General features: G+C 73.1%; 23 protein-coding genes. 10 read left to right on the forward strand and 13 right to left on the reverse strand.

The window, feature by feature from the left end; genetic code table 11:
- Nucleotides 1-8: 8 nt before the first annotated feature.
- The 6 genes from NOO62_RS05910 (at nt 9) to NOO62_RS05935 (ending at nt 6,942) form a co-directional block, all read left to right on the forward strand.
- Nucleotides 9-2,072 (forward strand): dipeptide ABC transporter ATP-binding protein, encoded by a 2,064-nt coding sequence (locus NOO62_RS05910; protein WP_268769850.1) that lies wholly within the window; start codon nt 9-11, stop codon nt 2,070-2,072.
- Nucleotides 2,069-2,989 carry a homocysteine S-methyltransferase gene (mmuM, locus tag NOO62_RS05915; protein ID WP_268769851.1) on the forward strand — a complete coding sequence of 307 codons (921 nt, stop codon included), beginning with the start codon at nt 2,069-2,071 and terminating at the stop codon, nt 2,987-2,989. The genes NOO62_RS05910 and mmuM overlap by 4 nt, the downstream gene beginning before the upstream one ends.
- 91 nt (nt 2,990-3,080) lie before the next feature.
- A complete protein-coding gene (locus NOO62_RS05920) occupies nt 3,081-4,166 on the forward strand; it encodes a WD40/YVTN/BNR-like repeat-containing protein (protein ID WP_268769852.1) in 1,086 nt (361 codons plus the stop codon).
- Between the two features lie 33 nt (nt 4,167-4,199).
- Complete coding sequence (locus NOO62_RS05925; RefSeq protein ID WP_268769853.1) at nt 4,200-4,877, forward strand: uracil-DNA glycosylase; 678 nt, start codon at nt 4,200-4,202, stop codon at nt 4,875-4,877.
- Complete coding sequence (locus NOO62_RS05930; protein ID WP_268769854.1) at nt 4,874-5,902, forward strand: N-acetylglucosamine kinase; 1,029 nt, start codon at nt 4,874-4,876, stop codon at nt 5,900-5,902. Before NOO62_RS05925 ends, NOO62_RS05930 begins: the two co-directional genes overlap by 4 nt.
- Nucleotides 5,903-5,997: 95 nt before the next feature.
- Nucleotides 5,998-6,942 (forward strand): sirohydrochlorin chelatase, encoded by a 945-nt coding sequence (locus NOO62_RS05935; RefSeq protein ID WP_268769855.1) that lies wholly within the window; start codon nt 5,998-6,000, stop codon nt 6,940-6,942.
- 78 nt (nt 6,943-7,020) lie between these two features.
- On the opposite strand, the gene NOO62_RS05940 is transcribed toward NOO62_RS05935, so the two are convergent.
- Entirely contained in the window at nt 7,021-8,061 is a 1,041-nt protein-coding gene (locus NOO62_RS05940; protein WP_268769856.1) for a lactonase family protein, read from the reverse strand.
- A 96-nt stretch (nt 8,062-8,157) separates the two neighbouring features.
- Nucleotides 8,158-8,775 (reverse strand): LysE family translocator, encoded by a 618-nt coding sequence (locus tag NOO62_RS05945; RefSeq protein ID WP_268769857.1) that lies wholly within the window; start codon nt 8,773-8,775, stop codon nt 8,158-8,160.
- A gap of 200 nt (nt 8,776-8,975) precedes the next feature.
- Here NOO62_RS05945 and NOO62_RS05950 point away from each other — a divergent pair, with 200 nt between their 5' ends.
- From NOO62_RS05950 to NOO62_RS05965, 4 genes are all read left to right on the forward strand, one after another.
- A complete protein-coding gene (locus NOO62_RS05950) occupies nt 8,976-9,467 on the forward strand; it encodes a DUF2243 domain-containing protein (protein ID WP_268769858.1) in 492 nt (163 codons plus the stop codon).
- Nucleotides 9,464-10,336 (forward strand): cytochrome c oxidase assembly protein, encoded by an 873-nt coding sequence (locus NOO62_RS05955; RefSeq protein ID WP_268769859.1) that lies wholly within the window; start codon nt 9,464-9,466, stop codon nt 10,334-10,336. Before NOO62_RS05950 ends, NOO62_RS05955 begins: the two co-directional genes overlap by 4 nt.
- A gap of 19 nt (nt 10,337-10,355) precedes the next feature.
- A complete protein-coding gene (locus NOO62_RS05960) occupies nt 10,356-12,728 on the forward strand; it encodes a SpoIIE family protein phosphatase (protein ID WP_268769860.1) in 2,373 nt (790 codons plus the stop codon).
- Between the two features lie 69 nt (nt 12,729-12,797).
- Complete coding sequence (locus NOO62_RS05965; protein ID WP_414930768.1) at nt 12,798-13,490, forward strand: phosphatase PAP2 family protein; 693 nt, start codon at nt 12,798-12,800, stop codon at nt 13,488-13,490.
- A gap of 2 nt (nt 13,491-13,492) precedes the next feature.
- On the opposite strand, the gene NOO62_RS05970 is transcribed toward NOO62_RS05965, so the two are convergent.
- From NOO62_RS05970 to NOO62_RS06020, 11 genes are read right to left on the reverse strand one after another with little or no spacing between them, the layout of a single operon-like run.
- Nucleotides 13,493-14,818: a glutamate-1-semialdehyde 2,1-aminomutase gene (locus NOO62_RS05970; protein ID WP_268775483.1), complete on the reverse strand. Its 1,326-nt coding sequence runs from the start codon at nt 14,816-14,818 to the stop codon at nt 13,493-13,495.
- A gap of 22 nt (nt 14,819-14,840) precedes the next feature.
- The gene (gene rfbC, locus NOO62_RS05975) at nt 14,841-15,392 is read right to left on the reverse strand and encodes a dTDP-4-dehydrorhamnose 3,5-epimerase (RefSeq protein ID WP_268769861.1); all 552 of its coding nucleotides are present in this window, start codon (nt 15,390-15,392) and stop codon (nt 14,841-14,843) included.
- Nucleotides 15,389-16,621: a polysaccharide pyruvyl transferase family protein gene (locus NOO62_RS05980; RefSeq protein WP_268769862.1), complete on the reverse strand. Its 1,233-nt coding sequence runs from the start codon at nt 16,619-16,621 to the stop codon at nt 15,389-15,391. Before NOO62_RS05980 ends, rfbC begins: the two co-directional genes overlap by 4 nt.
- Complete coding sequence (locus tag NOO62_RS05985) at nt 16,618-17,574, reverse strand: glycosyltransferase family 2 protein (RefSeq protein WP_268769863.1); 957 nt, start codon at nt 17,572-17,574, stop codon at nt 16,618-16,620. Before NOO62_RS05985 ends, NOO62_RS05980 begins: the two co-directional genes overlap by 4 nt.
- Entirely contained in the window at nt 17,571-18,869 is a 1,299-nt protein-coding gene (locus tag NOO62_RS05990) for a hypothetical protein (RefSeq protein WP_268769864.1), read from the reverse strand. Before NOO62_RS05990 ends, NOO62_RS05985 begins: the two co-directional genes overlap by 4 nt.
- Complete coding sequence (locus NOO62_RS05995) at nt 18,866-20,140, reverse strand: DUF4910 domain-containing protein (protein WP_414930769.1); 1,275 nt, start codon at nt 20,138-20,140, stop codon at nt 18,866-18,868. Before NOO62_RS05995 ends, NOO62_RS05990 begins: the two co-directional genes overlap by 4 nt.
- The gene (locus NOO62_RS06000; RefSeq protein ID WP_268769866.1) at nt 20,137-21,162 is read right to left on the reverse strand and encodes an NAD-dependent epimerase/dehydratase family protein; all 1,026 of its coding nucleotides are present in this window, start codon (nt 21,160-21,162) and stop codon (nt 20,137-20,139) included. Before NOO62_RS06000 ends, NOO62_RS05995 begins: the two co-directional genes overlap by 4 nt.
- Before the next feature lie 3 nt (nt 21,163-21,165).
- Nucleotides 21,166-21,813, reverse strand: coding sequence for a PIG-L deacetylase family protein (locus tag NOO62_RS06005; RefSeq protein ID WP_268769867.1), 648 nt, complete (start codon nt 21,811-21,813; stop codon nt 21,166-21,168).
- Nucleotides 21,810-22,604, reverse strand: coding sequence for a sugar phosphate nucleotidyltransferase (locus NOO62_RS06010; protein ID WP_268769868.1), 795 nt, complete (start codon nt 22,602-22,604; stop codon nt 21,810-21,812). Before NOO62_RS06010 ends, NOO62_RS06005 begins: the two co-directional genes overlap by 4 nt.
- Nucleotides 22,601-23,854, reverse strand: a complete 1,254-nt coding sequence (locus NOO62_RS06015; RefSeq protein WP_268769869.1) for a class I SAM-dependent methyltransferase — start codon at nt 23,852-23,854, stop codon at nt 22,601-22,603. Before NOO62_RS06015 ends, NOO62_RS06010 begins: the two co-directional genes overlap by 4 nt.
- On the reverse strand, nt 23,851-25,128 hold the full coding sequence (locus tag NOO62_RS06020; RefSeq protein WP_268775484.1) for a glycosyltransferase: 1,278 nt from the start codon (nt 25,126-25,128) through the stop codon (nt 23,851-23,853). The genes NOO62_RS06015 and NOO62_RS06020 overlap by 4 nt, the downstream gene beginning before the upstream one ends.
- Between the last annotated feature and the right edge of the window lie 41 nt (nt 25,129-25,169).

The raw sequence follows: 25,169 nt of genomic DNA on the forward strand, positions 1-25,169 counted from the left end.
CCGCGAAGATGACTGAACCCCTGCTCTCCATCGAGGACCTGCGCGTCGACATCGCGTCGCGCGAACGCACCGTCCACGCCCTCGACGGCGTGTCCCTCTCCCTGGCCCCCGGCGAGGCCCTCGGCATCGTCGGCGAGTCCGGCTGCGGCAAGACGATGACCGCGCTCAGCATCCTCGGCCTGCTGCCGCCGGGCGGCGAGATCACCGGAGGCCGCGTCCTGTTCGACGGACGGGACCTCGCGGCGGCCGCGGCGCCCGTCCTCCAGGACGTCCGCGGCAACACCATCGGCATGGTCTTCCAGGACCCGCTGACCTCCCTCAACCCGACGATGACCATCGGCGCGCAGGTGGCGGAGCCGCTGCTCCTGCACCGTCCCGGAATCGGCGGGAAGGAGGCGTGGGACCGGGCCCAGGAGATGCTGCGGCTCGTCGGCATGCCGCAGCCCGCCGAGCGCATGAAGGCCTACCCGCACCAGCTGTCCGGGGGCATGCGGCAGCGCGTCGCCATCGCCATGGCGCTGGTGTGCGAGCCGAAGCTGCTGATCGCGGACGAGCCGACGACGGCCCTGGACGTGACGACGCAGCACCAGATCCTGGAGCTCGTCGACGATCTGCGCGCCCGGCTCGGCATGGCGATGATCCTGGTCACGCACGACCTGGGCGTCATCGCCAACCGGGTGGACCGGGTCGCGGTGATGTACGCGGGAAAGGTCGCCGAACAGGCGGACGTACGCGACCTGTTCGCTCGCCCGCGCCACCGCTACACCGAGGCACTGTTCGCCGCACTCCCCGAGCGGGCAGCCGACCGCGGCACGGAACTGCACACCGTCCCCGGCCTGCCGCCGAACCTCGTGACGCGCCCCACGGGCTGCCGCTTCGCGCCGCGCTGCACCTTCGCCACGGACGCGTGCCGCACGGCGGAACCACCGCTCGTGGCCGACGAAGCGCCGGGCGCGGAGCACCGGTTCGCGTGCTTCCACCCGGTGCCCGAGAGCGCCGCGTCGGAGGACGAGGTCGTGGCCCCCGCGGCCGCCCCCGCCGCCCGCGCCCCCGGTGACGTACTCCTCGAACTGGACGCACTGGTCAAGGAGTTCCCCCTCAAGGGCGGCGCGTTCTCGCGCAGTCGAGGGACGGTCAGTGCGGTCGGCGGGGTGTCGCTGACGATCCGCAAGGGCGAGACGTTCGGCATGGTCGGCGAGTCCGGCTGCGGCAAGACGACGCTCGGGCGGATCGTCGCCGGCCTGGAGGAGCCGACCGGCGGCGCGGTGCGTTTCGAGGGCGCCGACCCGTCGCGGATGTCGCGGGCCGAACGGCGCGCGCACCGGCGGCGCGTCCAGCTGATGTTCCAGGACTCCACCGCCGCGATGGACCCGCGCATGCGGGTCGGCGAGATCCTGCGCGAACCGCTCGTCATCCAGGGCGTCGGCGGCCGCGCCGAACAGGAGAAGCTGGTCGCCGGACTCCTCGACGCCGTCGGCCTGCCGCGCGGCACCGTGCACCGCTACCCCCACGAGTTCTCCGGCGGCCAGCGCCAACGCCTGGGCCTCGCCCGGGCGTTGACACTCTCGCCCGACCTGGTGGTCGCCGACGAGCCGGTCTCCGCACTCGACGTGTCCGTGCAGGCGCAGATCCTCAACCTGATGCGGGAGCTGCAGCGCGAGCGCGGTCTCACCTATCTGTTCATCTCGCACGACCTGGCCGTCGTACGCCATCTGGCGGACACCGTCGGCGTGATGTACCTGGGCAAGCTCGTGGAGACGGGCCCGGCCGAGCAGGTGTACGCGCATCCGCTGCACCCCTATACGCGCGGGCTCCTGGACACCGTCAACCTGCCCGATCCGGCGGCCGCGGCCGCCACGCCGGGCGCATCCGGCGCGGGGCGTGCGCCGCTGGCGGGTGAGACTCCGTCCGCCGCGAAGCCGCCGTCGGGCTGCCGCTTCCGCACCCGCTGCCCCCTCGCGCAGGACGTGTGCGCCACGACCGAACCGCCGGTCAGCACGCCGAACAGCGCGGGACACCGGGTGGCCTGTCACTTCCCCCTCGTCTCACCTCGGCTAGCGTCGGCGGTGTGAGACTCACCGATGCCCTCGCCCAGCGCCCCGTCGTGCTCGACGGCGGCCTCGCCAACCAGCTGGAGGCCGCCGGTCACGACCTGAGCGACGCCCTGTGGTCCGCGCGGCTGCTCGCCGACGCGCCCGCCGCGATCGAGGCCGCCCACCGCGCGTACTACGAGGCGGGCGCCGAGGTCGCGATCACCGCGAGCTACCAGGCGACGTACGAGGGGTTCGCACGGCACGGCATCGACGCCGGACGCACCCGCGAACTCCTGACCCTGAGCGTCGACCTGGCCCGGCGCGCCGGGTCCACGGCCGGGCGGGAGGTGTGGGTGGCCGCGTCCGCCGGGCCCTATGGGGCGATGCTCGCCGACGGCTCCGAGTACCGGGGGCGGTACGGGCTCTCCGTGGACGGGCTCGAACGCTTCCACCGGCCCCGGCTCGAGACCCTCGCCGCGGCCGGACCCGACGTCCTCGCCCTGGAGACCGTGCCCGACGCCGACGAGGCGCGGGCCCTGCTGCGGGCGGTGCGCGGGCTCGGGGTGCCCGCCTGGCTGTCGTACAGCATCGCGGGCACGCGCACGCGCGCGGGACAGCCCCTCGAAGCGGCGTTCGCGCTCGCCGCCGACGCGGACGAGGTGATCGCGGTCGGCGTGAACTGCTGCGACCCGGGGGACGCGGAGGCCGCGGTGGCGCTCGCCGCGCGGATCACCGGGAAGCCCGTCGTCGTCTATCCGAACAGCGGGGAGGAGTGGGACGCGGCCGCACGGTCGTGGCGGGGGCCCGCCCGGTTCGCGGCCGGGCGGGTCGTGGGGTGGCGGGCGGCCGGGGCGCGGCTGATCGGGGGCTGCTGCCGGGTGGGGCCCGCGGCGATCGCGGAGGTGTCCCGCGAGCTGGCGACGGATGGCCCCGCGGACCTGGACACACGGCTCTGACCTGCGCGGATACCGTCTCCAGGGGTGACTGTCAGTGCCGGGGTGCAGACTGACCCGTACCTGAGACAACGACGTCCCGGAGGTGGTCGGCATGCCCGACATCATCCTGACCGTAGGCACCCGCAAAGGCCTCTTCATCGGCCGCAGGCGAGGAGGTGCCTGGGAGTTCGACGACAGCCCGTACTTCAACGCGCAAGCCGTGTACTCGGTGGCCATCGACGCCCGAGGCCCCTCCCCGCGCCTTCTGGCAGGCGGTGACAGCGCGCACTGGGGTCCTTCCGTCTTCCACTCCGACGACCTCGGGCGGACGTGGACGGAGCCGGCGAAGCCCGCCGTGAAGTTCCCCAAGGAGACCGGGGCTTCACTGGAGCGGGTGTGGCAGCTGCACCCGGCGGCCGCCGAGCCGGACGTCGTGTACGCGGGCACGGAGCCCGCCGCGCTGTACCGCTCGGAGGACCGCGGCGAGTCCTTCTCGCTCGTGCGTCCCCTCTGGGAGCACCCCACCCGGTCCAAGTGGGTGCCGGGCGGCGGCGGAGAGGGCCTGCACACCGTGTTGACGGACGCCCGCGACCCGCGCGCGGTGACGGTCGCCGTGTCCACCGCCGGAGTGTTCCGCACCGAGGACGGCGGAGCGAGCTGGGCTCCCTCGAACCAGGGCGTCTCGGCGGTGTTCCTGCCCGACCCGAACCCCGAGTTCGGCCAGTGCGTGCACAAGGTGGCGCGGGACGCGGCCGATCCGGACCGGCTGTATCTGCAGAACCACTGGGGGGTGTACCGCAGCGACGACGCGGGCGCGCACTGGACCGACATCGGCGGCGGACTGCCCTCCGACTTCGGCTTCTCCGTGGTCGCCCACCCCCACCGCGGCGGCACGGCCTACGTCTTCCCCATCACCGCGGACAGCGACCGCGTCCCCGCCGACCACCGCTGCCGCGTCTACCGCACGCGTGACGCGGGAGAGACGTGGGAGCCGCTGAGCACGGGCCTGCCCGACGAGGACCACTACGGAACGGTGCTGCGCGACGCGATGTGCAGCGACGACTGCGATCCGGCGGGCATCTACTTCGGCAATCGCAACGGGGAAGTGTTCGCCTCGGCCGACGACGGCGACAGCTGGCGGCAACTCGCCTCGCACCTGCCGGACGTGCTGTGCGTGCGGGCCGCGGCCATCGGTTGATCACCCCGGCCGTTACGGCAGTAGGGTGACGCCGTGGCACCACGACCCTTGCATGAAATCGTCGAGACCGGCTGGGCCGCGGCCCTGGAACCGGTGACCGAACGGATCGCCTCGATGGGGGACTTCCTGCGCGCGGAGATCGCCGCGGGACGCACCTATCTCCCGTCGGGGGCGAACGTCCTGCGCGCCTTCCAGCAGCCCTTCGACGACGTCCGCGTCCTGATCGTCGGCCAGGACCCCTACCCCACGCCCGGTCACGCGGTGGGCCTGTCGTTCTCGGTCGCGCCCGAGGTGCGGCCGCTGCCCGGCAGCCTCATCAACATCTACCGCGAGCTGAACAGCGACCTGGGCCTGCCCGCGCCGACCAACGGCGACCTCACGCCCTGGACGCAACAGGGCGTCCTGCTGCTCAACAGGGCACTCACCACCGCACCGCGCAAACCCGCCGCGCACCGGGGCAAGGGCTGGGAGGAGGTCACGGAACAGGCCATACGGGCGCTCGCGGCGCGCGGCAAGCCGCTGGTGTCGATCCTGTGGGGCCGCGACGCGCGCAACCTGCGGCCGCTGCTCGGGCAGTTGCCCTCGGTGGAGTCCTCGCACCCCTCCCCCATGTCGGCGGACCGAGGCTTCTTCGGCTCGCGCCCCTTCAGCCGGGCCAACGACCTGCTGGTCCAGCAGGGAGCGCAGCCGGTGGACTGGCGGCTGCCGTGACCCCGGAGGAGCCCGCGGAGTGCGTGCTGGGGGTCGATTCGGGTGGTTCGGGGCTGCGGGCGGCCCTGCACGTGCGGCAGGGCCTGCGCCGTCCCGAGCCCGTCCGCTCCGCGAAGCCGGTGCGCACGGGCCCGCGCGGCATCGACGCCGGGCACTTCACAGAGCAACTGCTGCCCATGGCGCGGGGCTTGCTGGAGCAGGCGGGCGGCGGCCGGATCGCGGCCGTCGCGGTCGGCGCCGCGGGCATGGCGACCCTCGGTGACGACCTCCGCGCGGCGCTGCCCGCCGCGCTCGGCCGGACGCTGGGCGTACGCAGCACGGCGCTGGCCGCCGACGCCGTCACCGCGTACGCGGGGGCGCTCGGCGACCGCCCCGGCGCCGTCGTCGCCGCGGGCACCGGCATGATCGCGATCGGTACCGACCTCACCGCCTGGCGCCGCGCCGACGGCTGGGGGCACCTCCTCGGCGACTGCGGCGGCGGTGCCTGGATCGGCCGCGCCGGGCTCGAAGCGGCGATGCGGGCGCACGACGGCAGACGCGGCGGCTCGCGGGCGCTCCTCGCACGCGCCGAAGCGGTATTCGGTCCACCGGCCGGACTCCCGGGGCAGCTCTATCCGCGCGCCGACCGGCCCGCGGTCCTCGCCTCCTTCGCGCCCGACGTCGCGGAGTGCGCCGCGGACGACCCGGTGGCGGACGGCATCCTGCGGGCCGCGGCCCGCCACATCGCCGAGTCCGCGGCCGCCGTCTGCCCCGCCGCGGACGCATGCGAAGTCGCCTTCACGGGCGGTCTGTTCCACCTGGGCGAACCACTGCTCGCGCCCCTGCGCGCCGAACTCGCGGACCAACTGCCGCACGCGCGGCCGGTCCCCGCGGCCGGTGACCCGCTCGACGGCGCACTGCGCATAGCGGCGGATATCGCCGGGGGTCGGTTGCGCCTGCCGCTCGACCCGCGCATGCTCTCGGTCCACGACACGGGTGACCATGAAGTACACGACACGGATGACCATGAACAAGGTGACAGTTGACCTCTACGTAATTCATCAGACAAAAACGGACTTATACCGCCCACCTGCACCCTCCCCGAACAGGGCTGGCCCGCAAGCCAGTAGCATGCGGGCGCATGAGCTCCCCCACTGGGCCCGCATCCGGCCTGCCAGTACGAATGCCGCGCCCCCGTCAGCCGGGCCGGCACCGCCGTCCGGAGCCCGTCGCGGCTCCTGAGGGCGCGCCCGCACTTGTCATCGCCGTGCCGGGCGCCCCCAGCACCACCATGCGCAGCCTTGCCGAGGAAGTCCTGAGCATCGCCCGCTCCGAGCTGCCCGGTCTCGACGCCAGAATCGGTTACCTGGACGGTGCGGAAGACGCCACCGTCACCTCGTTCCCCGAGTTCCCCTCGCTGCACTCCGTGCTCGCGCACACGGCCGCCGAGCGCACCGCCCGCGTCGAGCGTGCGCGCGCCGCGGGCGCCGAGGTGGCCGACCCCGAGGGCCCCGTCGCCGTCGTCGTGCCGCTGCTCGCGGGCCCCGACAGCGCGCTGATGCGCCGCTTCCGCCAGGCCGTCATGGACAGCCGTGCCGCCGCCGAGCTGACGGATGTCCTCGGCCCGCACCCGCTGCTCGCCGAGGCCCTGCACGTGCGCCTCTCCGAGGCCGGTCTCGCCCGCGCCGACCGCGCCCGCCTGTTCACCGTGGCGACGGCAGCGGACGGCATCGTGCTGGCCACCGTCGGCGGCGAGGAGGCCGTGCAGGCCGCCGGGATCACCGGCATGCTGCTCGCCGCGCGCCTCGCGGTGCCGGTGATGGCCGCCGCGCTCGACGAGGAGGGGGCCATCGCCGCGACCGCCGAGCAGCTGCGCGGCTCTGGCTCGACGCAGCTGGCCCTCGCGCCGTACCTGATCGGCCCGGAGCTCGACAGCGCCCTGCTGGAGGCGGCCGCGAAGGAGGCGGGCCTCTCCGTCGCCGAGCCGATCGGCGCCTACCCGGCGATCGGCAAGCTGGCGCTCGCCAAGTACACGACGGCGCTCGGCATCACGCCGCAGCAGCCCTCGGGTGCACCGGCGCACTGAAGCGGAGCCGTACGTACGTACGCCGATGGGCCCGCCCCGATGTGGGGGCGGGCCCATCGGCGTACCGTGCCGTGACCGTCAGCCGAAGACCACGCAGGAGGCCGCGGGCGCCGCGACGGAACCCGTGCGGCTCGGGATGCCCGTCTCCTGGTCGATCACGAACCAGGTGACATCCCCGGAGCGCTCGTTGGCCGCGTACAGGTGCCGGCCCGCCGGGTCGATCGCCAGGTCGCGCGGCCACTTCCCGCCGCACGGCACGATCGCCGTCAGGCTCGGCACGTCGCCCGTACCGTCGAGCGCGATCACCGAGATGACGTCCGGGCCCCGCGTGGCGGTCCACAGGAACCGCCCGTCGGGCGCGATCACGACCTCCGAGGGGTAGGTGTCGCCCTCCGGTGCCTCCGCCAGGATCGGCAGCTCGCCGAGCGGCTTGAGGGAGCCGTCGGCGGCGTCCCAGGCGCAGACGGTGAGGGTGGGGCTGAGCTCGTTCAGGATGTACGCGCGGTCGCCGCGCGGGTGGAACACGAGGTGCCGCGGTCCGGATCCCGGACGCAGCGCCACCTCGCGGTGCAGGGTCAGCCCGCTCTCGCCGAACGCGCAGACCCGCACGGAGTCCGTGCCGAGGTCGACGCTGACCGCCCAGCGTCCGCTCGGGTCGGCGAGGACCTGATGCGCGTGCGGACTCTGCTGACGCTGCGGGTGCGGTCCCGAGCCGGTGTGCCGGAGCTCGCTCGACGGCGTCGGGGCGAGGGTCCCGTCGGCCCGCACCTGCACCGCGGTCACGCTGCCCGACCGGTAGTTGGCGGTGAGCACGTGCCCGTCGTACAGGGCCAGGTGGGTCGGCGCCGACCCGACCGGCACGGGCGGCCCCGTGAGCTCGGCCCTGTCCCCCGCGGTGCGGAACGCGGCGACACCGCCGTCGGAGGTCTCACTGACCGCGTAAAGGGTCTGCCCGTCGGCAGAGAGAGCGAGATAGGACGGGTCGGCGACCGCGTCCGTGGCGCCGAGAACGGTCAGCGCACCGCTGTCCGGCGCGACGGCCGCGGTGAGCACACCCGGCCCCCCGGCCGCGGTGAAGGATCCGATGTACGCCCGCCCCGCCTGCCTGCCGACGACCACGTCTTGTCCCCTCTCGCCCCGGGCGCCACATCCGTCGCGCCACTCGTGCGCCAGACGCTAGCAGTCGGTCTAGACCATCGGGCGGTCGAGGGGACGTCATTCCACCACCGCCACCCCCACGCCCACCGCGATGAACACCCCGCCGGTCACCCGCTCCCAGCGCCGTCGCCAGGCCGGGCGGTCCAGGGCCGTGCGCAGGCGGACGGCGACGCGGACGAGGGCCAGCCAGTAGACGACGCCGATGACGACGTCGACCGCGCCGAGCAGGAAGATCTGCCGCGTCAGGGAGCCGCCCCGGTCGACGAACTGCGGCAGGACGCTGAGGAAGAACAGAGCCGCCTTCGGGTTGAGCACGTTGCTGAGAAAGCCCTGCGTGAAGCTGCTCCGGCGGCCGTCGGCCGCTGTCGTGGGCTTCGGGGCCGGGACGTCGGCCTTGCGTGCGTCCCGCAGCGCCCGCACCCCCAGGTAGACGAGATACGCCGCCCCCGCCAGCTTGATGACCGTGAAGGCCAGCGCGGACCTCGTGGCGATCACCGAAAGACCCAGGGCCGCCGCGCACATGTGTACGCACAGACCTGTCTGGGCGCCCAGCGCCGCCGCGCGTCCCAGGGACGCGTCCCGCGCGGCCGCCCGCACGATCACCAGGAAGTCCGGGCCCGGCACGAGATAGGCCAGCAGTACGACCCCGAGGAATCCGGCGAGATCGATCGACATCGCATTGCTCCGTCCTGCGTTCGGGCGCGTCCCGCCGGCACCGCCGGACGCCTCAGGCCTCGCGGGTTCCACGAATGCGGCGGCTCACCCACATCCACAGCCACATGGACCCGATTGCGCCCTGATCCTGCGCACGAACGGTGCGCGCGGGTAGGCGTACCCGGCAGCAGACCGATACCGCACCTCAGGAAGGCAGCCCCATGAGCGCTTCGGCCCGTCCGCACACGGCCCCCGGGACGGGGAGCGATCCGCGCAGGTCGATGGTGGTGTGCGGAGTGATCGGGGCGGCGGTCACGGCGGCGCTCGATGAGATCGTCTTCCACCAGATCCTGCACTGGCACCACTTCTACGACCGATCCACCCTCGGTACAGGGCTGCTGTCGGACGGACTGCTGCACACCGCCGAACTGCTCGCCCTGGTCGCCGGGTTCTTCCTGTACGCGGATCTGCGCCGTCGCCGTGCGCTCGCCCCGGCCCACGCCCGGGCCGGACTCTTCCTGGGAGCGGGCGCCTTCCAGGTGTTCGACGGCATCGTGGACCACAAGCTGCTGCGCCTGCACCAGGTCCGCTACGGCGTCGACGTCACGCCGTACGACTGGGCGTGGAACCTCGCCGGGCTCGTGCTGCTGATCGTCGGTGGGGTGCTGGCCTTCCGTGCGGTGCGTCAGAGTGGGGCGAGGTCCCTGTCGTGACGTTCGCGCACGGTCAGCACGGTGCCGGGACGGGGGCGGGCGCCGGGGAGCTGATCGCCGTAGTGGGTGCGGTGATCGTGGCCGGTGGCTATGTGTGCGCGGCGCGTCGGCTGCGGAGGCGCGGGGACGCCTGGTCCCCGTGGCGCGACGTCTCGTTCGTCGCCGGAGCCGCGGGCGTCGTCCAAGCCGCGGTGGGGCCGCTGCCAGGCGGGCCGTTCACCGCGCACATGGGCCGTCACCTCCTCCTCGGCATGGCCGCTCCGCTGCTGCTCGTCCTGGCCCGCCCCCTCACCCTCGCCCTGCGCGCCCTGGCGCCCGGCGCCGCGCGCCGCGGGCTGCTGGGGCTCGCCCATTGCCGTCCCGTCGGCTGGCTGGTCTTTCCCCCGCTGGCGGCGCTGCTCGACGTGGGCGGGCTGTGGGTGCTGTACCGCACGCGGCTGTTCGCGGGCATGCGGCACGAGCCGTGGCTGCACGGCGTGGTGCACGCGCACGTACTGGCCGCCGGGCTGCTGTTCGCCTTCGCCGTCTGCCGGCTCGACCCCGTGCGGCGCCGCTGGGGCCTCGGCGTGCGCGGCGCGACCCTGCTGGCCGCGGGCGCCGCGCATGCCGTACTCGCCAAGACCCTGTACGCGACGCCACCGCCCGGCACCTTCTTCACTCCCGCGGATCTGCACACCGGGTCCCAGCTCATGTACTACGGCGGCGACCTGGTCGAAGTCGCGCTCGCCGTCGTCGTGGCCGCCTCCTGGTACCGGGCCGCGGGGAGGGCCCGGGCGAGAGACCAGGAGCGGCGGCGGCGCCGGTCCTCCGCTGACTGGGCGTACCGCGGTTGTGCCCGCCCCGCGGACAGCGGATTCTTTGGAAGATGAACGGGGCTGGTGTGGCGCCATGACGGCAGGCAACCGTGAGCAGGCCGACTTCCGTGGTCCCCTCGACGTCACCAGGGCCGCCACGGTGGTCATCGACGCCCAGGACACGGTCATCGGGTGGAGCCCGGCCGCTCAGCGCCTCCTCGGTTACGCGCCGCACGACATCGTGGGGCGGCCGGTGGCCACGTTTCTGGCGCCGGGCGGGACGTCCTCCGGCCCGCCGCTCCAGTTCCAGGGGAACGAGATCCGCGCCGCCCGCCACCGTGACGGGCACGAGCTGGTCGTCGCCACCGGGGTGTGCACCCTGCCGGGCGAAGGACCGGCCGTGCGCGTCCTCGTCGCGGCGGAACTCAAGGCGCTCCGGCAGTGGGAAGCCCGTCTCGCCCTGCTGCACGGGCTGGCCACCCAGTCCCCCGTCGGCCTCGGCATCTACGACACCGATCTGCGGCTGACCTGGTGCAACACGGCGTACGAACGGGAGATAGGCCGCCCGTTCGCCGAGTTCCGCGGGCTGCGCGCCGACGAGCTGTACTCCGAAGGGAAGTTCGTGACCCGAGGGCATCCGCCCACGCTCGACGCGGTCATGCGGCACGTCCTCGACACCGGCGAACCCTTCCTCGACCTGCACTTCCAGGGCCGCCCGCCCAGCGACCCGGACACGGAACACCTGTGGTCCTGCGCCTACTACCGGCTCCAGGACGCCGACGGACACGTGCTCGGCGTGTGCGAGGACGCCTTCGACATCTCCGACCGCTACAAGGCCCAGCGGCGTCTCGCCCTGCTCGTCGAGGCGGGCCGCGGAGTCGGGGGCGCCCTCGACGTGAAGGTCACCGCCGAGAAGATCACCGAGGTGGCGGTGCCGGAGTTCGCCGCCGAGGTCACCGTCGACCTGGCGCAGGCGGTGCTCGATGGCGAGGTGCCGGCCACCAGCGGCGCGGCTGCGGCGTCGCTGGTGCGGGTCGCCCGCTGCTGCCCGGACGGACAGTCCGTCAGGGCCGACGGTCCCGGTGGCCCCTCCCCCGTGCGGTATCCGGCCGGTTCTCCGCAGGACCGCAGCCTGTCCTCCGGCGGGCTCGTGCTCGACGAGTCCGAGCTCGTCGTACCGCTGCGGGCCGGGAACAGCGTGCTCGGCGTCGTCACGTTCCTGCGCGGCACGGGTGCGGCCGCCTTCGACGGCGGCGAGGTGGCGCTGGCCGACGAACTCGTCGCCCGCGCGGCCGTGTCCATCGAGAACGCCCGCCGCTTCACCCGGGAGCGCACCGCCTCCCTCGCCCTCCAGCGGCAGTTGCTCCCCCAGCAGCTGCCCGAACAGTCCGCGGTCGACCTCGCCCACCGCTACCTGCCCACGGACGACGTGACGGGGGTCGGCGGCGACTGGTTCGACGTCATCCCGCTGTCCGGGACCCGGGTCGGGCTCGTGGTCGGGGACGTCGTCGGCCACGGGTTGCAGGCGGCGGCCACCATGGGGCGGCTGCGGACGACCGTACGGGCGTTCGCCCAGCTGGACATGGACCCCGTGGAGGTGCTCGCGCGGCTCGACGACCTGGTGGCGCAGTCGGCGGAGGAGCAGTGGGGCGTGGCGGGGGCGGCCGGCGGGGACTACGCCGACGTGACGACCGGGGCGACCTGTCTCTACGCGGTCTACGATCCGGTCTCGCGGCGCTGCGTCATGGCCAGGGCCGGGCATCTGCCGCCCGCGGTCGTCGACCCGGAGGGCCGGGTCACCTTCCCGGAGCTGCCGGCCGGGCCGCCCCTGGGCCTCGGCGGCCTGCCGTTCGAGTCCATGGAGATCGAGCTCCCCGTGGGCAGCCTGCTCGCCCTCTTCACCGACGGTCTGGTCGAGGCCCGTGACCGCGACATCGACCACGGGCTCGACACCCTGGGACGGGTTCTCGGCGACCGTGCCGCGTCGCTCGAAGAGCTCTGCGACCGGGCCGTGGCGGAGCTCCTGCCGAGCGGTTCGACGGCCGACGACACCGCGCTGCTGCTCGTCCGCACCCGCGAGCTCGACGCCTCACAGGTCAACGAGTGGGAGCTGCCCGCCGAGCCGGTGGCGCCGGGGCGGGCGCGTGAGCTCGCCACCCGGCAGCTGCACGCGTGGGGTCTGGAGGAGCTGTCGTTCGCCACCGAACTCGTCGTCAGCGAGCTGGTGACCAACGCGGTCCGCTACGGCGGAGGTCCCATCCAGGTACGCCTCATCCGTGATCGCACCCTCCTGTGCGAGGTCGCCGACACCGGCCACACCTCACCGCACCTGCGCCACAGCACCGAGGAGGACGAGGGCGGGCGCGGCCTGTTCATCGTCGCGCAGCTCGTCCAGCGGTGGGGCACGCGGTACACCCGCTCCGGCAAGACCATCTGGACCGAACAGGCCTTTCCCGCATCGAACTGACGGATGAGGAGGGGAAGTTGGTTAGGGTGGCGGGACGATCCGCGTCAACGGCCCTGACGGGAGGGGAAGGTGGACCGCCTTGCCACGGAAGGGCCTGTGACCGGCCGCCCGACGACTTCCACGTCCCTGCCCGCCGTGCTGCGCGCGTGGCTCGGGCTGATCGCGGCCCTCGCCGCGGCGGCGGTCGTCGTCGTCGGAGTCCAGTACGCGGGACACAGCGAGGCCGGACGCGTCGACAGGTGGTTCATCGACCCGACGGCGGACAGTGTGGGCGGGCCGTGGCGGAGCGTCGCCCTGGCCACGGACTTCTGGGGTGAGCCCGTCGGGGCGGCGCTGCTGGTCGTGGCGGCGGTGGCGGGCTGTCTGCTGCTGCGGCACCGGCGCGGGGCGGTGCTCGTGGTCGTCGGAGCCGCGCTGGCCGTGGTGGCGACGACGCTCGTCAAGTCCGTGGTGGGACGCACCATTCACGGCGACGACAACCTGTCCTACCCGAGCGGGCACACCGCGTTCGCCACGGCACTCGCGGTCGCGGTGGCACTCGTCGCGACCGGCCGCCTGGGCCTCGGCAGGACGGCCGGTCTGTCACTCGTGCTCGGGGCGGCGCTGGTGGCGGGCGCCACCATGGGCTGGGCGCAGGTGGCGCTGAGCGCGCACTACCCGACCGACGTCCTCGGCGGCTGGTGCACCGCCCTGGCGGTGGTCCCGGTGACGGCGTGGCTGGTCGACCGGGTCGCGGACCCCCGGCCGTCCACGCACATCTGACGTCAGGCCAGGGGGCGGAAGACCGGCTTCACCGGGCGTCCGGCCAGCCACGGCGTGGGGTCGCCCGCGTCCAGCGCCTTCCGGTAGACCGCGCAGGCCTGGGCCACCACGTCGACGGTGCGTTCGATGTCCGCGTCGTCGAGCGCGCTGCTCACCACGAACGACGGGGCGAGCACGCCGCCCGCGAGGAGGCGGCGCAGGAACAGGGTGCGGTACTCCTGCGACGGCTGCCCGTTCCCGTCGAGCGTGGCGAAGACCAGGTTGCTGGCCCGGCCCCGGACGACGACGTGGTCACCGACGCCCATGCTCGCCGCGGCGTCCCGCACCCCGGCGGCCAGCTGCTCGCCGAGGGCGTGCAGCCGGGCCGTGATGCCCTCCTCCACGTACACGGTCTGCACCGCCATGGCGGCCGCGAGGGAGTGCGTCTCCGCGCCGTGCGTGGTGGAGAGCAGGAACACCCGCTCCTCGGCGTGCCGCAGGCCGCCCCGCTCCATCACCTCGCGGCGCCCGGCCAGCGCGGAGACGGCGAACCCGTTGCCCAGCGCCTTGCCGAACGTGGAGAGGTCGGGGGTGACGCCGTACAGGCCCTGGGCGCCCGCCTCGGACCAGCGGAAGCCGGTGATCATCTCGTCGAATACCAGGACGCAGCCGTGCCGGTGGGCCAGTTCGCGCAGGCCCGCGAGGTAGCCGGGCGGGGGCTCGGCATGGGCGGCGGGCTCCAGGATCAGACAGGCGACCTCGTCCCGGTACCGGGTGAGCAGGTCGTCGGTGGCGGCCAGATCCCCGTACGGGAACGCCACCGTGAGCGCGTTGGTCGACTCCGGGATGCCGGCGGACATCGGTGTGGTGCCGATGAACCAGTCGTCGACGGAGAAGAACGGGTGGTCGCCGCAGATCGCCACCCGCTGCCGTCCGGTGACGGCGCGGGCGAGGCGCACGGCGGCGGTGGTCGCGTCGGAGCCGTTCTTCGCGAACTTCACCATCTCGGCGGTCGGCACGGTCGCGAGGAAGCGTTCGGCGGCGTCGGCCTCGACGATGGAGGGCCGCACGAAGTTGCTGCCGCGGTCGATCTCCTTCCGCACGGCTTCGGTGACGCGGGGGTGGGCGTGGCCGAGGCTGACCGAGCGCAGGCCGGAGCCGTACTCGATGTAGCGGTTGCCGTCGACGTCCCACACGTGGGCGCCCCGGCCGTGGCTGATGACCGGGGCCAGGTTCTCGGGGTACTGGTCGTCGCCCTTGGCGTACGTGTGCGCGCCGCCGGGGATCATGGCGTGCAGCCGTTCGTTCGCCGCCCGCGACCGGGGCAGCGAGAACTCTTCGTTGTCCATCGCGAGTTCGTCCACGGTCGGTTCAGCTCTCTTTCTGCTTCAGGACCTCGGCGAGGCTCGGCGCCTCGCGGTCCCGGTGGGACACCTTCGCGGGCGGCAGCGGCCACGGAATGGCGAGGTCGGGGTCGTCGAAGGCGATCGTGACGTCCTCGGCCGGGTCGTGCGGGCGGTCGATCCGGTACGAGGTGTCGGCGGTCTTGGTGAGCGCCTGGAAGCCGTGCGCGCACCCCGCGGGGATGTACAGGGTCAGCTGCGACTCGTCGGACAGCTCGAAGAAGGCCCGGTTGCGGTACGTCGGGGAACCCTTCCGCAGGTCCACGACGACGTCGAAGATCTTCCCGTACGAGCACCGCACGAGCTTGGCCTCACCGGCGCCGGAGCGCAGGTGCATGCCGCGCAGCACACCGCGGGCCGAGCGGGACAGGCTGTCCTGGACGAAGGCGTTCGGGTCGAGGCCCACGGAGCGGACCACGTCGGCGTCGAAGGTGCGGCAGAAGAAGCCGCGCTCGTCGGCGTAGGGCGTCGGCTCGAAGAGGAACGCGCCGTCGATCTCCGGGACTCGGGTGGCTTTCACGGTGTCTCCCGCAGGGCGTGGGCGTCGTCGGTGTAGGTGCGTTCGGTGCGGGCCCTGTCGAACAGGGCGGTGGTCAACGCGTCGAACTGGTCCTGGAGTTGCCGTGCGGCGAGCCGGTTCCGTTCGGCGAGGGTCCGGCGCAGTTCCGCCGACTGTTTCTCCAGTTCCCCGAAGTGTTCCAGGAGCCGCTCGGCGTCGACCTCGCGGGCCGGGTGGCAGTACGTGCCGAGGCCCATCCGTGCCATGAGCGCGTCGCTCTTGGCGGCGTAGCTGAGGGCGAGCGTCGGTGTTCCGGCCTTCAGCGCGCAGACCAGGTTGTGGTACCTGGTCGCCACCACGGAGTCGGCGGCGGCCATCTCCCGCATGAGGTCGGTGAGCGTTGCCGTCTCGGCGGCGGTGACCAGCGGCGAGTCCACCGCGTCGATGATCGCCTCGACCACCGACGCGTCGCAGGCGTCGCCGGTGAGGAGCCGGACCGGCCTGCCCTCCTCGACGAGCGCGCGGACGAACCGGGTCGTCCCTTCGAGGTAGCGCCCGTGGATCTCCTCGGCCCGTGCGCGGTCGTCGTTGCCGCCGTGGAAGTCCATGACGCCGACGCAGACCGTGCCCTTGGGAGTACCGGCCGGCGGTGTCGGCAGGGCGAAGGCGAGGTCCGGATAGACCTTGTCGTGTGCCGTGTCCACGCCCATCGCCCGCATCGCGTCGCGGGACAGGTCGTCGCGGTACGAGCGGTAGGCGGCGAGCCGCGCGGACAGGCGCACCAGGGCCCGCGTCGGCCGGTCGCGGATCGGGGCGGCGCCGACGCCGACCAGTGCGACGCGGGTGCGGAAGATCCGGCCGCTCGCGCAGAGCAGGAACAGCGAGTACGGGAAACCCCACGGCCGCAGCGGCAGGGTGGCCTCCAGGACGCCCATGCCCGGCACGATCACCACGTCGTGCCTGCGCACCCAGGCGGCGGTGCGGGCAATGTCGACGAGCTTGCCGACGCCCTTCGCGGCGATCGCGCCCACGCGTGACGCGGTCCGGTACTCCCCGCGGTTCCAGTGCAGCCGCGTGGCGGGAATCCCGTACCGGGCCGTGACGGTCGCGGGGCCGCCGCACAGCGCGTCCACGGCCGCGTCGGGGTGCTCGGCGCGCAGGTACCCGAGCACGGCTTCGAGCGATCCGTCGTTGCCGAGGTTGCCGGAGCCGAGCAGGCCGAACACGCCCACCCGTGAAGCGGTCCTCATGCCCGGCGCCCCTCGCGTCCGGCCACGAGGGCGTCGACGGAGACGTCGGACTCGGCCGGGTCGACCGGGGTCCGGTCCTCGACCCGCTCGCCCGCGCCGGGGCGGGCCCGGCTGGTCATCCAGGCGGCCAGGTGGCCGTAGCAGGCGCGCCGGTCGGCCGCGGAGAGCGGGGCCCGGCGGATCGCCGAGACGAAACCGGCGACGTACTCGGCGAGCAGCCGGGGCGTGGGGTGCAGCGGTCCCGCGCGGCGCGGGTCCAGGTTGACGCAGCGGGAACGCTTGGAGGGGTTGGCGCGTTCGGCGCGGGTGGGGTGGTCGCGGCGGAAGTAGAGGAGTTCGGGGACCTGGTGGAAGGGGCCGTGCAGGCCGATCTCGGCGACGAAGGTGCGGTCCGCGTGGTGGTAGCTGTCGTGCGGCTTCACGCGGCGCAGGACGTCGGCGCGCATGACGCCGTAGAAGTCGTCGCCGCCGGGCTCGAACAGCATGCTGCGGAACCGCTCGGGTGCGCGCGGCGAGTCGGTGGCGAGCGTGTACTCGTAGGGGACCTTGACGTTGCCTTCGCCGTCGATGACGGCCTGGTCGGCGTGGGCGAGGACGACGTGCGGCCGCTCGTCGAGGGCCTCCACGCAGCGTCGCAGCAGGTCCCTGGCGTACAGGTCGTCGTGCGAGGCCCACTTGAAGAGTTCACCGCGGCACTCGGTGAACACGTAGTTGTGGTTCGGTGCGGCGCCGATGTTGCGGGTGAGGCGGATGTAGCGGATGCGGGGATCCTGCGCGGCGTACTTGCGGCAGATGTCCTGCGTCCCGTCGGCCGACGCGTTGTCGGAGATGACCAGCTCGAAGTCCTCGTAGGTCTGGCCGAGCAGGGCGTCGAGGGACTCGGCGAGGTACTCCTCGCCGTTGTAGACGGGCAGGCCGATGCTCAGCCGGGGGTTGCCCCGAGTTGCAGTCATGTGGTCCTCACTTCGCGAAGGGTGTTCTGGTGGTGCTCGCGCAGGGCCCACCGGAGGTGCAGCCACCACACGGCCGAGCCGCAGACGGTCGCGGCGGCGACGCCCCAGGCCGAGCCGATGGTGTCGCCCGCGGCCGCCCCGCCGAGCCCGCCCGTGACGTAGCAGGCGGAGGCGAACAGCTGGCTGCGCAGGCTGCGCCGGGCCGCGCCCAGCGCACGGAGTCCGGCGGCGGCGCCGGTGCCGAGTCCCGCGCCGACGACGCCGAGCGTGACCGGCACGATGAGCTCGGAGGCGGCGCCCCATACGTCGCCGAGGACGAGCTCGCCCGCCCGGTCGGGTACGAGGAGCAGCGCCCCGCCCCAGAGCAGCGCGGCAGCGGCCTGCCCGCCGCCGAGGACGAGGCAGAACTGGCCGAGGCGGTGCGGGGCCCTGCGCAGGACGCGTGCCGCCTCGGCGACGGTGACGAGGGAGAGCCCCATCAGGACGGCCATGAAGGGGCCGAGCAGGAGTTCGGCGCCCCGGACGACGCCGACCGCGCCGACGCCGACGATGACGCCGAGGCCGTATGCCCGCAGTTGGCTCGCGCCGCTGTTGCTGACGTTCTCGACCAGGTACCGGGTGCCGAGGTCGCGGTGCGTGCGGAGCCATTCGCGCGCACCGGTCACCCGGGGCCGTATCCCGGACTGGAAGCAGCCGTACGCCCCGGCCACCGCGGCGGATCCGCCCCAGGCGAGGACGAACGCCGCCACGCTGCCGACGTGCGCCGCCACCAGCAGGGCGGGGACGAGCGCGACGCACCACACGAGGTCGTTGACGAACGCCTTGCGGCCGTTGCCCGCGGCGAAGAACGCGAACCGCCACGCGTCCTGGAGGAGCAGCCCGGGCAGGACGACGCCGAGGCAGGCGAACGCGGATCCGACGCGGCCGCCCACGGCGAGGCCGATCACCGAGGACGCCGTGCCGAGGGCGAGGCCGGTGCCGAGCGCGGTGCCCGACGCCCGGGCCGCCGCCGCCCGCCACGCCTTCTCCGGGACGCCGCTGAAGCGGACCACGAGCGGGTCGGTGGCCAGGCCGCGGGAGACGTTCAGCACCACGCCGTAGGTCACCCAGGCCAGGCTGAACACGCCGAACGCGGTCACCCCGAGCGAGCGGGCCACGTAGACGCCCACGGCGAAGTTGCTCATGCTGGAGGCCGCCTGGTCGGCGAGGCCCCAGGACAGCCGGCCGACGATGCCGCGCCGTGCGCTGGGCTCAGCGCTCGGCTCCGCGCTCGGCTCCGTGGTCATCGGCGTCATGCCTTGAGCAGCCCTGCGCCGTGCAGGGCGTCGGCCGCGACGGCGACGGCGTCGAACGGCAGCCCCGACCGTTCGGCGACGTCCAGCAGGCTGTGTTCGCCGTCGGAGAGGTTGAGCACCCAGAGCATGGCCATCTGGGCCTGCTTGGTGTCGCTGCGGCCGCCGAGCGCGTCGTACAGACCGCGGCGGCCCAACTGCGGTTCCCCGTAGGGGCTGAGGTTCTGGTACGTCCGGTTGCGGTCGAGGACGCCGAACGCCTCGCGGCAGACCGCCAGGGTGTCCGCCATCGCCTCCGGGGAGACGAAGTCCGGATTGTCGGCCGAGGTGTGGTACTCGGGGTATCCGGCGTACGGGGTGCGGCTGAGGGAGCCCACTCCGAGGTCGAAGCCGGGCGAGCAGTACTGGCGCTCGTCGTAGCCGTACGGGGTGAACTCCGTGATGCGGTGCGGGCGTTCGGAGACCGTCAGGACGTGCCGCAGCACCCGGTCGATCTCCGCGTCGCCGCGCCTGCTCTGCTTGTACGTGAGCCGCCCCGAGTCGCCCGCGCAGGCCAGCACGAGCCCGTGCTTGACCTGGTCGATGCGTTCCGCGTTGCGGGCGAGCCAGGTGATCGCGCCGACGGTGCCGGGCGCGAAGATGAACCGGTACGTGTAGTACGGGTTCTGCTCGGCCAGCGCCCGGGCCAGGAACGTCGCCACCGCGATGCCGGCCAGGTTGTCGTTGGCCAGCGACGGGTGGCAGACGTGGCAGGAGACGATGACCTCGTCGGCGACCTGCCCGGGGACGACGTGCTCGGCGTAGGTGAGGTGGCCGTCGGCGAGCGTGGAGTCGATGCGCACTTCGTAGTCGCCGTCCGGCAGCGCGTCCAGGGTCTCCTGGGAGAGGCAGAACCCCCACTCCGGTTTGTAGTAGCTGGTGCGGTACGGCACCCAGCTCGGGTGGTCCGGCAGGGTGTGCAGATGTTCGCGCAGCTCGGACAGGGGCATGGTCGCCGCGACCGGCACGCTGTAGCCGAGCACGTGCAGGCTGGACGCGGCGAAGTCGACGACCCGGCGGCCCGTGCTGTCGGCGACGTACGCGTCGCGGATGTTCCACTCCTGCGGCACCGTCCAGTCGAGCACCCGCGTCCCGGTCGGCACCTCGTGCACGGTGAGCGGGAGGTACTCGTCGACGATCTTCAGGGTGGCACGCACGCCGTCGCCCGTGATGCTCCGGCAGAGCGGGTAGAGACGCTCCACCAGCGCGTGCATCTGCCTGCCTGTCTCGGTCATCGGCGCCACCGCAGGGTGTCGTCGACGGTGCCGGCGTCGGAGGCCGCGCGCAGCACGGCGAGGCGGGTGAAGCGCTGCTCGAAGTCCTCGCGGGTCAGGCCGTGCTTGCGGTAGGCGTCGGCGAGTTCGAGGGCGCCGCGCTTGACCGTCCACTCGCACTCGAAGCCGGGAATCGCGGCGCGGAAGCGGGCGAAGTCGACGCGGTAGGAGCGGGGGTCGGCGCCGTTCTCGCCGGTGATCCGCACCTTCGCGCCGGACACCGCCTCGGCGACCTGCTCGGCGATCTCGGCGACCGTGACGTTGTTGGTCTCGCTGCCGATGTTGAACGCCAGGTCGTGCACCGCGTCGCGGGGCGCGGCGAGCGCGGCGGTGAAGGCCCGTGCGATGTCGGCGGCGTGCACGAGCGGACGCCAGGGCGTGCCGTCGGAGAGGACGAGGACCTCCCCGGACAGGAGGGCGTGGCCGACCAGGTTGTTCAGGACGATGTCGGCGCGCAGCCGGGGCGAGTAGCCGAAGGCGGTGGCATTGCGCATGTACACGGGGCTGAAGTCGTCGTCGGCGAGCGCGTGCAGGTCGTCCTCGACGCGCACCTTGGACTCCGCGTACGGCGTCACGGGCCGCAGCGGAGCGTCCTCGGCGACGAGTTCGCCGCCGCCCGCCGCACCGTAGACGGAGCAGGTGGAGGCGTACAGGAAGCGCCGCACTCCGGCCTCGCGGGCCAGCCGGGCGAGGCGTACGGAGGCGTGGTGGTTGATGTCGTACGTGAGGTCGGGGGCCAGCGCGCCCAGCGGGTCGTTGGAGAGCGCGGCGAGGTGGATCACGGCGTCGATGCCGGTCAGGTGGTCGGGGGTGACGTCGCGCAGGTCGACGCGCGGTCCCGGCGGGTCCGCGGGGCGCGGGCCGAGGACGCAGTCGGCGAACAGGCCGGAGTCCAGGCCGACGACGTCGTGTCCGGCGGCGGTGAGCACCGGGGCCATCACGGTGCCCAGGTAGCCCTGGTGTCCGGTGAGCAGTACGCGCAAGGTTCAATCCCCCAGCTTGAGAGCGAGTTTGGTGACGGCGAACGCCTCGGCGTAGCGCGCGTGGCATTCGATTCCGCGGATCCGGGCGAGGCCGAGGAAGGCCTCGCGGTCGTACCAGGGCCGGTGCCGTTGGGAGGGGTAGTGCTCCTGGAGGAGCCGTACCTTCTCCTCGGCGATCTCCGGTGACAGCGGCTGGTACGCGGTGGGGCGGCCGAGGTCGCCGTCCCACTTGACGATCTCGTAGCCGAGGACGAGGTGGTCGCGGAACGCGGTGGGGATCAGCTGCGCGAGGCCGCGGTGGTCCTGGTGCGCGTCGTCGGTGCGCGGGGCGATGACGAGGTCGGGCTCGGTGCGTGCGCGCAGCTCCTCGACCGCGGCCTTGGCCTCGTCCCAGTGGACGGGCATCCGTCCGTCGGGCAGCTTGAGCACGGTGACGCCGAGTTCGGCGCCGGGGCAGAAGGCGGTGAGCGCGGCCAGCTCCTCCTGCTCGCGCTCGCTGCCGCCGCCGGAGAGCACCAGCGCATCGACGCGCAGGCCCGGCCGTGCCGTGCACAGGGTGAGGAGCGTGCCGCCGGCGCCGATGGCGATGTCGTCGCAGTGCGCGCCCACCGCGACGATCCGGTCGAGGGGTCCCGCGCCGAGCCTGATCACGCGCCCACCCCGGCGTCGTCGTGCTCCCACACGGCCCACGGGCGGTCGCCGCGGGTGTAGGAGTCGTCGAGCGCGGCCCGCTCCTTGACGGTGTCGGTCGGCTTCCAGAAGCCGCGGTGCTGGTGCGCCACCAGGCGGCCGCTCTTGGCGAGTTGGGCACAGCCGTCGGCGACCAGGTCGCCGTTCTCCGGTATGTGGTCGAAGACTTCCTGGCGGAGCACGAAGTAGCCGCCGTTCTCCCACATGGGCAGTTCGCTGACCGGGGTGATGCCGCCCACCAGCCCGTCGTCGCCGAGCTCCACGCAGTGGAACGAGGACTGCGGCGGCACGACCATCATCGACGCGCCCGCGTCGCGCCGGGAGAACTTGTCGATCATCTCCGGCAGCGGGGCGTCGGTGAGCACGTCGGCGTAGTTGGCGAGGAACATCTCGTCGCCGTTCAGGTGGTGGCGCACCCGGCGGAGGCGTTCACCGATCGGCGACTCGATGCCGGTCTGGGCGAACGTGATCGTCCAGTCGGCTATGTCGGTGGAGAGCAGCTCGGTCTGCCCGCCGCGCAGCACGAAGTCGTTGGACGCCGTCTCCTCGTAGTTGAGGAAGAAGTTCTTGATGTGGTGGGCGCCGTATCCGAGGCAGAGGATGAACTCCTTGTGCCCGAAGTGCGCGTAGTAGCGCATGACGTGCCAGATCAGCGGGCGGGGGCCGACCATCGCCATGGGCTTGGGCACGTCGTCGGAGGCTCCGTTGCGCATCCGCATCCCGTAGCCGCCGCAGAAGAGAACGACCTTCATGCTGTGACCTCCTTCGAGGACGCGGCCTCGACGATGCTCAGTTCGGGGATGGGGAAGACGAGGCGGCCACCCCACTCGTGCACGTACGCGAGCTGCTCGGCCAGTTCGGCCCGCAGGTTCCACGGCAGGACGAGGACGTAGTCCGGCTTGTCGGCGGCGATCTGTTCGGGCGCCAGGATCGGGATGCGGGTGCCCGGGGTGAACCTGCCGTGCTTGTACGGGTTGCGGTCGACGGTGTACGCGAGCAGGTCGGGGCGGATCCCGCAGTGGTTGAGCAGGGTGTTGCCCTTGCCGGGCGCGCCGTAGCCGACGACGGTCTCGCCGCGCTCGGCCGCCTCGATCAGGAACTTGAGGAGGTCGCGGCGCACCTTCGCCACGCGGGCGGAGAACTCGGTGTACCCGGACAGCTCCTGGAGTCCGGCGGCCTTCTCGCGGGCCAGTACGTCGGCGACCCGCTGCGAAGGATCGCCCGCCACCTCGGCGGGGCGGGCCCACAGCCGGATGGAGCCTCCGTGGGTGGGCAGCAACTCGACGTCGACGAGGGCGAGTCCGCCGCTGGCGAGGGCGCGGATCGCGGACGCGACCGTGTAGTACTGGAAGTGCTCGTGGTAGATCGTGTCGTACTGGTTCTCCTCGATCAGGGTCAGCAGGTGCTGCACCTCGATGGAGACCCAGCCGTCGTCGGCGACCAGGGCGCGCAGTCCCTGGGTGAAGCCGACGACGTCGGGGATGTGCGCGTACACGTTGTTGGCGACGACCAGGTTGGCCGGGCCGTGCTCGGTGCGGACGGCCGCACCGGTGTCCGGGGAGAGGAACTCGGTGAGCGTGGGGACGCCCGCCTCCCGTGCGGCGGCGCCGACGTTCACCGACGGCTCGACGCCGAGGCAGCGGATTCCGCGCTCCACGACGTGTTTCAGCAGGTATCCGTCGTTGCTCGCGACCTCGACGACGAAGGCGTCCTCACCGAGCCCCGCCCGCTCCACCGCGTCGGCGACGAACGTACGGGCGTGCTCCACCCAGGAGGTCGAGAAGGAGGAGAAGTACGCGTACTCCGTGAACGTCTCCTCCGGCTTGATCAGCGGCGGGATCTGCGCGAGCCAGCAGTCGGTGCAGACCCGCAGGTGCAGCGGGTACGCGGGCTCGGCCAGGTCCAGTCGGTCCGCCGCGAGGAAGCTCTCGCACGGCGGGGTCGCCCCCAGGTCGACGACGCTCGCCAGCGTCGCCGAGCCGCAGAGTCGGCATGCTGTCATCGGTTCCCCCCATATCTGCCCGCGCGTGTCCCCCACCGCGAGCCAGTGCTTGCTTTTCCTGTCGGCGACGGGCTTTCCCCGTCGCCGGACCGCTCCGCGATCGCGGAGCGGTACCCCTCCTCCAGGCGCTCCAGGCCTACGGCCGGGCTGAACCCCTGTTCGTAGCGGCGCCGGGCCGCCCGTCCCATCTCCCGGTTGGCGGCCGGGTCGGTGGTGATCCGGCGCAGGCACGACGCGAGCGACGTGGCGTCGCCCGGCCGGTGCAGCAGCCCGGTCACGCCGTCCTCGATGAGTTCGACGAAGGCGCCGTGTGCGGCGGCGACGGCCGGCACCCCGGCCCCCATGCCCTCCGCGACGACCAGGCCGAACGTCTCCATGGCCACGGAGGGAGCCACTACGGCGACCGACTTCGCGACGCCCTCGCGGCACCGCTCCGGGTCCCACAGGCCGACGTAGCGCACGTCGTCCCGGCCTTTCGCCCAGGCGGTCACTTCCTGCTGGAGCGGTCCCGCCCCGGCGAGCACGAGCGGCACGCCCACCCCGCCGCTCGCCGCGACCTGGTCCCACGCGGCCATGAGCAGCCGTATGCCCTTGGCCTCCGCGAGGCGGCCGAGGTAGAGCACGTGCTCGCCGTCGCCCGTCCTGCGGGCGTCCGGGTCGGGCACGAAGTTGTGCTTGACCGTGAGCCGTTCGGCGGGCATGCCGGACCGCACCAGGGTGTCGCGCTGCGCCGCGGAGATGCAGAAGAACCGCTCCACGCCGGACCACCACCGCCGCCGGTTGACCGCGAGGCTGACGGCGAGCGGCACCGTGGCGAGGCGGGAGTCGCGGTAGCAGCCGTGCCGGACGGCGGGCAGCGCCATCGACGAGCCGACGCATTCGGTGCACGTCCTGCCGTCCCGGTGCAGGGTGCCCGGCGGGCAGACCTGGGTGTAGTTGTGCAGCGTGGCGACGGCGGGCACGCCGGCGTCGGCGCAGGCGGCGAGGACCGCGGGCGACAGGAGCGGGAAGACGTTGTGGACGTGCACGACGTCGGGCCGCTCGGCGCGGAGCCGGGCGGCGAGCTCGGTGCGCACCGCGGGGTTCCACGGCACGAGCAGCGGCACGGTGGCCTTGCTGAGCAGGGAGCGTGCGGCGATGTCGTCGCTGCGCCGTTCGAACACGTCGACGTGGTGGCCCGCCGCGCGCAGCAGCGCCACCTCCTCGTCGACGACCCGGTTCTCGCCGCTGGGCTGGGCCGATGAGTAGCGGTTGTGCACGACGAGAACGCGCAAGTCGTGCGTGTCGTGCAGATCGTTTCTGGCGTGCATGCTTG

This window comes from Streptomyces sp. Je 1-369 (assembly GCF_026810505.1).
Classification (GTDB): domain Bacteria; phylum Actinomycetota; class Actinomycetes; order Streptomycetales; family Streptomycetaceae; genus Streptomyces.

Bases quoted from the DNA above. Each gene is read 5' to 3' on its own strand.
- NOO62_RS05990 (WP_268769864.1), bottom strand. From the start codon at position 18,869: ATGACGCCGATGACCACGGAGCCGAGCGCGGAGCCGAGCGCTGAGCCC.
- NOO62_RS05945 (WP_268769857.1), bottom strand. From the start codon at position 8,775: ATGTCGATCGATCTCGCCGGATTCCTCGGGGTCGTACTGCTGGCCTAT.
- NOO62_RS05985 (WP_268769863.1), bottom strand. From the start codon at position 17,574: ATGACTGCAACTCGGGGCAACCCCCGGCTGAGCATCGGCCTGCCCGTC.
- NOO62_RS05980 (WP_268769862.1), bottom strand. From the start codon at position 16,621: ATGAGGACCGCTTCACGGGTGGGCGTGTTCGGCCTGCTCGGCTCCGGC.
- NOO62_RS05910 (WP_268769850.1), top strand. From the start codon at position 9: ATGACTGAACCCCTGCTCTCCATCGAGGACCTGCGCGTCGACATCGCG.
- NOO62_RS06015 (WP_268769869.1), bottom strand. From the start codon at position 23,854: ATGACAGCATGCCGACTCTGCGGCTCGGCGACGCTGGCGAGCGTCGTC.
- NOO62_RS05920 (WP_268769852.1), top strand. From the start codon at position 3,081: ATGCCCGACATCATCCTGACCGTAGGCACCCGCAAAGGCCTCTTCATC.
- NOO62_RS05995 (WP_414930769.1), bottom strand. From the start codon at position 20,140: ATGACCGAGACAGGCAGGCAGATGCACGCGCTGGTGGAGCGTCTCTAC.
- NOO62_RS05960 (WP_268769860.1), top strand. From the start codon at position 10,356: ATGACGGCAGGCAACCGTGAGCAGGCCGACTTCCGTGGTCCCCTCGAC.
- NOO62_RS05950 (WP_268769858.1), top strand. From the start codon at position 8,976: ATGAGCGCTTCGGCCCGTCCGCACACGGCCCCCGGGACGGGGAGCGAT.
- NOO62_RS06010 (WP_268769868.1), bottom strand. From the start codon at position 22,604: ATGAAGGTCGTTCTCTTCTGCGGCGGCTACGGGATGCGGATGCGCAAC.
- NOO62_RS05935 (WP_268769855.1), top strand. From the start codon at position 5,998: ATGAGCTCCCCCACTGGGCCCGCATCCGGCCTGCCAGTACGAATGCCG.
- NOO62_RS05970 (WP_268775483.1), bottom strand. From the start codon at position 14,818: ATGGACAACGAAGAGTTCTCGCTGCCCCGGTCGCGGGCGGCGAACGAA.